General features: G+C 70.5%; 5 protein-coding genes. All 5 read right to left on the bottom strand.

Translation table 11 applies throughout. The annotated features are described in order from the left end of the window. Nucleotides 1–138: 138 nt before the first annotated feature. Nucleotides 139–948: a Wzz/FepE/Etk N-terminal domain-containing protein gene (locus ACWCO3_RS29960; protein WP_145783760.1), complete on the bottom strand. Its 810-nt coding sequence runs from the start codon at nt 946–948 to the stop codon at nt 139–141. After that, nucleotides 948–2,333 carry an O-antigen ligase family protein gene (locus ACWCO3_RS29955; RefSeq protein WP_357937467.1) on the bottom strand — a complete coding sequence of 462 codons (1,386 nt, stop codon included), beginning with the start codon at nt 2,331–2,333 and terminating at the stop codon, nt 948–950. The genes ACWCO3_RS29960 and ACWCO3_RS29955 overlap by 1 nt, the downstream gene beginning before the upstream one ends. 288 nt (nt 2,334–2,621) lie before the next feature. After that, nucleotides 2,622–3,494 (bottom strand): DUF6492 family protein, encoded by an 873-nt coding sequence (locus ACWCO3_RS29950; RefSeq protein WP_145783754.1) that lies wholly within the window; start codon nt 3,492–3,494, stop codon nt 2,622–2,624. A gap of 47 nt (nt 3,495–3,541) precedes the next feature. Then, nucleotides 3,542–4,579: a TolB family protein gene (locus ACWCO3_RS29945; RefSeq protein ID WP_450013225.1), complete on the bottom strand. Its 1,038-nt coding sequence runs from the start codon at nt 4,577–4,579 to the stop codon at nt 3,542–3,544. Next, nucleotides 4,576–5,856 carry an MFS transporter gene (locus ACWCO3_RS29940; RefSeq protein ID WP_145783749.1) on the bottom strand — a complete coding sequence of 427 codons (1,281 nt, stop codon included), beginning with the start codon at nt 5,854–5,856 and terminating at the stop codon, nt 4,576–4,578. The genes ACWCO3_RS29945 and ACWCO3_RS29940 overlap by 4 nt, the downstream gene beginning before the upstream one ends. Nucleotides 5,857–6,027: the final 171 nt, after the last annotated feature.

Raw genomic sequence — 6,027 nt, 5'->3', positions numbered from 1 at the left:
TATTCGGATCTGCCCGGGACGACGCCGGGGGGGTTTGGGGTTTCGTCCGGATACAACACCGGTATCCGGACGAAACCGCGCCTTGCCGGATCGCCGCCCGGACTCCGCCTCGGCTCGACCGCCCTTATGAAACAGGCCCTAGTCCCGGGTGGGCCGCTGGCTCGCCGGACCCTGCTGCTCCGCACCCCGCACGCGAGGTAGGACGATGGTGAGATCGGAGGCGTTGGCCCGTGGCGGTACGACGGGTGCCTTCGTCGGCTCGGCCGCGTCACGGGCAGCTTCCGGACCGTCGAACGGCACCACCTGCTTCGTGCGGCGCGGGCCGATCGCCTCGGCGACCGAGATCATGCCGAAGAGCAGCACCAGGCAGGCGGCCGACACCGCGATCATCGACCGGATGGTCCCGGTGACCTTGCGCGTCGGATCCGTCGGCGGGTTGATCGGCAGTGCCTGGAAGAGATACTTGTCGTCCGCGCCGTCGACCTTCTGCATGTCGTACAGCTCTTTTTCCATGCTCGCGGCCACCAGATCGAGCGTCTTCGCGGCCGACTCGGGGGAGCTGCCCGTGCCCACGATGTTGATGACCAGGCCCGAGCCGATCGCGTTGGTCGAGCTGATCGTGTAGTCCTCGTCGGCCCCCTGGCTGGTCAACCCCTGGCGGACCAGGCCACCCGACACCCGCTGGGCCAGCACGTCGACCACCACGGACGGGTTGGGCAGTCGCAGGTACGGGTTGTTGGCGTTGACCTTGAGCAGCGTCGGGTCCCGTTCGATCGCGGCGTCGCTGGGCTGGGGTGGCGGGGCGATCAGCACGTACTGCGCCTGTGACTCATAGACCGGCGGTATCCCGAAGGCGACGAAGGCGTTCCCGGCGATCAGCACTGCCAACACTGCCAGCACGATCAGCTTGTGGCGTCGCACGGTCGTGAACAGGGCCAGGAGATCCATCAGGGCTCAATTCTTGCGGCAGGAGACGGGCGGGTGGCCTGCGGCGGTGCCGGCTCTGCTGGCCGCAGGGCCGCCGCCGTCACCGACACGGGGAAGATCTGGGTGTGCGCGGGCCACCGCTGGACGGCCAGCCAGCAGGTGGCGCAGAGCCCGAGGACTACGGCGTGGACCGAGGCGAACTGCGCGAACGAGAACGCGTCGAAGGTGTACGCCCCGACCGTCGCGGCGAGGCAGGCACCGGCCAGCGCGCCGCACAGCGAGCGCAACTCGGGACTGGTCGTCCGGGCCCGCGCCTGCAGCGCCGTGATGGCGGGGACCAGGAAATACAGCACGAGCGCGGTCAGGCCCAGGACGCCCATTTCGATGGAGGTCTTCAGGTACTGGTTGTCCAGAATCCGGGTGGCGTCCTCCGGGAGGAACGTGCCACCGCCCCGACCCAGCCACGGGGCCTGCTGCACCAGCGCGACCACCCGGGGGTAGTTGTCCAGCCGGTTGGTGATCGAGGCATCCTCTGACCCGGCAGTGATGGAGCCGATGATCGTCCGCAGGTAGCCCGGTGTGGTGGCGAAGATGGCGACAACGGCGGCCGGCGCGAAGGCGAACAGCCAGACCCGTTGCTTGGCGGGCAGACAGATGATGAACGTCGCCATCGCGACACCGACAGCCAGGATCGCCGACCGGGAGACGGACATCGGTATGCACATGCCGATCAGCCCCACCGGCAGCCACCGCCGCACGGTCGAGCGTTCCCGGTCGTGAATGCCGAGCCAGATCGCCACCGGCAGGAGCATGCCGGCGACCACGCCCAGTTCGATCGGATGAATCGTCGTCCCGGTGACCCGGACGAGGGCGTCACGGCCCTGGAACGAGCCGTACGCGTCGCCGGTCTCGAAGCCCGGCAGCGCCAGGCGTAGCAGCGGCTTGAGGTCCCACAGGAACCAGAACTGCAAAGTGGCCACGGCACCAGAGAACGCGCCACCCCACACCACGGTCCGAATGACTCGCAGCAGGTCGGCTGGGCTGCGCAGGTGCTCGGCGGTCACCAGGATCACCCCGGACATGCCGACGAGCAGCAGCATCCAACGGTCGGCGCTGAGCCGCTGGGTCTCGTCCGGCGTGAACAGCGGCATGGCGGCGTAGGAGAGCAGCGCACAGATCCACAGCAGCGCCAACGCCCCGCGAACGGGATAGCGGGTGTGCACCGGATCGTGCAGTCCCAGCAGCGCCGTCACCGCCCAGGCCAGGAAGAGGACAAGGGAGACGAGGCTGGCCAGGTAACCCTGCGCGCCGACGATCCGGATCACCGTGTCCGACGGAAAGATGAAGGCGCTGAGGATGAAGAGTTGCAGCATGAAAGCGGCCTGGCGGGATCCCTGCGGTCGCACCACCCGGAGGGTCTCGGCGGGTCTCTCTCCGGAAGCCCGGCCGCCGTTCGCACGCCTGGCGTCGCTGGTCATGGTCGTCGTCGATCCGTTGAATCGCCGCACCATGCTCTCGTTCCTACCCTTGGATCGGGATCCTTCAGTGGAGGGCTGGCCAGAGCGTACCGCCCTGGCGTGACCCACGGAATCGTCCTGTTTCACCGGTCAGCGCGCCGGACGGCCGGGTTCAACCACCGCGTCGGGCCGTCGGTGTATCCGGGCCGCTCTCGCACGTCACATTGTCGTCCGTGGTCAGGCCAGGGAAAGGTCGGCCAGTGCCCTTCGACGCAGCGGCGTGGGCGTTTTGGACTTGGCGGAGATCATCACCGCGATGTCGTGATCCTGGATCTCGCCGAGAAACGTCCGCATCGCGCGTTCGTCCAATGGGGTTTCTTCCCAGTAGGAGTGGCAGAGGGTGTCCGCGACGCGGAAGGAGTCGACATTCGTTCCCGCCCCGGCAACCTCATCGACATAGACGCCGTACAGCGTCCACTCGGAGAAGTGCAGTTTCGCCCCGATTGCGTCCGCCCACCGACGCCCGGTCACCGACTCCACCCGGGCCAGCAGCCGCCGTACGACGGCCGGATCCCACGCCAGCAGCGACGAGACGTAGTCGGGGTAGGGCGGCGCGGCCGCCGGCACACCGAGCAGGGACCGGGCGACCTGGTGCCAGATCACGTGCCGGGGCAGCCGCTCGTCGACCTCGTCGGGTTTGCGATAGAAGCGGACGACCTCGTCACGGCGGAAGGTGTCGGCGGAGAACGGCCGGACGAACTGGATGTCCGAGTCGACCAGCACGACGACGTCGGCGTCTGATCGTGCCGCGGCCGCGAGCTTGATGATCTGCTGCAGGATCCAGCCGCGCAACGGCGGGAACGGGCGACGGAGGTTGACCGAGAGGTTCCCACCCGGCAGGGACCGGAAGGATCGGGGCAGGAAATCCGCCTCGTCGTGGATCACCGCGCGCGGCCCGCTCAACTGACCGAACAGCGCCAGATCGGCTCGCGGCACGATGATGTGGTGGCGGATCGAATCCGGCGCGTGCGCCAGCACCGAGCGGTGCAGGTCGGCGCAGCGGTCGAAGTCCGGCCCGAAGCTGGGGGTGATGATGGCCAGTCGTGACATGCCAGGAGTCCTTCTGTCGGCCGGCGGTGGGCCCGGCTTTTCGGTGTTCACCGGACCACCGCCGGCGACCAGGCGTCGGATACCAGCAGCTCGGGACCGCCCCGGCCGTCGGCCGGGCTTGACCAGATGTCGCTGGTCGCCGTCCCGGTGCCGCCGCGGGGCAGCGCGTAGATGATTCTCGTGTCGTCGAGCCATTCGACCTGGTCATCGACGCTGCGGGTCTCGGCGAGCAGCGTCTCGGTGCCGGTCGCGAGGTCGTAGACGGCGAGGCGCCAGCGGCCGGGCGGCAGGTCGCCGTGCTTCTTGAAGGCGATTCGGGTCCCGTCCGGGGAGAGCGACGGGCACTCGGCGTCCTCCCGCAGGGCGGTCACCCGGCGGGCGGCGAGACTCCCCTCGACCAGCCAGGTCTTCCCCCCGGATGCGGCGGTGGCGTAGAACCGGTCGTCGTCGGCGAAGGTCACCCCCCACAGGTTCTTGTCCACGGCGGTGACCACCGCACCCTCGACGACGAGTGGGAACTGCTCGACGTCCCCGATCACCTCACCCGCGGTCCGGCTGATCACGGTACGGGTGGAGAACTGCCCCGGATTCGCGTACGAGTCCCCGAAGACGAACGTGGTCGTCGCCACCAGCGACCCGTCCGGCGACAACCGGGCCCGGCTCGGTGTGCCGACCAGCGGTAGGTCGCGCCGCGCCGACCAGCCCGCGTCGAGCAGCCGCGCCCGGTACGTGGTCAGCAGGCCCCGCTCGGCGGAGAGGCAGATCGCCTCGTCCCGGGTCGCGTAGACCCGCTCGCACGCGGCGTCGGTGACCGCGCGCGGCCCGGCCGGCGCCGAGAGCGGGACCATGGCCACCCGGCCGTAGTCGGCGCCGAGGGCCGTGTTGCGGAAGACCAGGTGTGGCACGTCGCGCACCGTGGCGAGGTCGTCCCGCGTCGGCGCGCCGGTCGCCGACGTCCGTGCGGCGGTCAGGTCCCGGCGGGCCTGCCAGACATAACCGCCCGCGCTGAGGAACGCCACCAGCAGCACCACTGCCAGCGCCGTCAGCCGCGCCCGTGGCCCGAGCCCACCCATCCGCCCTCTCATGCCGGCACTCCACCGGGTCGGGCGCCGGGGAGCGTCGCCGGGGTCGGACGATCGATGCCACGCAGCAGCCAGGCGGCGATCGGCACGGCGACCGCGAGCAGGGCGGCGAAGAGCAGCAGCGCCGGGCGGGGACCCTGGATGCTCCAGAGCAGACCGAACAGCACCGACGCGGCGAACCGGGCCAGCGCCACGGTGGTTTGGGCGGCGGCGATGCCGCTTCCTCGTGCCCGGGCGCCCACGAGGCGGCTCACCAACGCCGCCAGCACGCCGTCGGTGGCGGCGTAGAAGGTGCCGAGCAGCACCAGGACCGCGAGGGTCCCGCCGACGCCGCTGCTGGGCAGCGTCGCGAGCAGATAGGCGCCCAGCAGCGCCAGGTGACCGGCGACCAGCACCCGGCCGCGGCCGACCCGGTCGGCCAGCAGCCCCATGGGTACGGCCAGCGCCAGGTAGGCGACGTTGGTCCCCACGTAGAGCAGGGGGAAGTAGCGGGCGGTGAAGTCGTCCCGGTCCTGCAGGAGCAGGTAGAGGAAGCCGTCGCCGATGGTCAGCAGGCCCAGCAGTGCGGCGGCCAGCAGCGGTCGCCGCAGACCTCGTCCGGCGACCTCCGAGAACACCTCGCGCAGAGTGGCCCGGGCCGCGCCGGCCGCCGTCGGCAGGTCCGGCACGAGCAGCACCAGCACCGCAACCCCGGCGACGGCGAAGGCGAACGAGACGACGAAGATCGAGTCGTAGCTGCCAGGGACGGCCGCGAGCAGCGCGAAGGCGACCAGGGGGCCGATGGCGGCGCCAAGGGTGTCCAGCGCCCGGTGCACGCCGAAGGCCCGCCCCAGCACGTCCGGTTGCGACGCCGCAGCGATCAGGGCGTCCCGGGGCGCGGTGCGCAGGCCCTTGCCCAACCGGTCGGCGGTGACCACCGCGGTTATCGCAGCGAAGCCAGCCGCGGGCAGCATCGCCAGGCGGCTCAACGCCGATGCGGCGTACCCGGTCACCGCCACCCACTTCGGTCGCTGCCCGCGGTCGCCGACATAGCCTCCGGCGATCCGTACCAGCGCGCTGACGCCCTGGTAGATGCCGTCCAGGAAGCCGTACGCGACAGGGCTCAGGCCGACCACGGCGGTCAGGTAGAGCGGCAGGATCGAGGCCACCATCTCCGACGACACGTCGGTGAGAAGACTGACCGTGCCGAGCAGCACGACCGTCCCGGACACCCGGCGCACGGCGCTGCGGGCCCGGCTCGTACCGGCATCGTCCGGCCGGTCCCGCAGCGTCACGTACACGACATCTCCATCCCCAGGTCCGCCTGCCCGTCCGCCGCCCGGGTCGCCTGCGACCTGGGGGAACAGACCCGCTCAGGCCGACGGGGAGCTTCCGCGCCTCCGAGTCGTGCCCTGACCAGGGCGCGGACGATCACCGGGGATCCGATTTCACCTGTCGAGCCGGGCCGTGTA

This window comes from Micromonospora sp. NPDC002411 (assembly GCF_053592955.1).
Note: the sequence above shows the minus strand (reverse complement) of the source record. Positions and strands in the feature narration are given on the sequence as shown.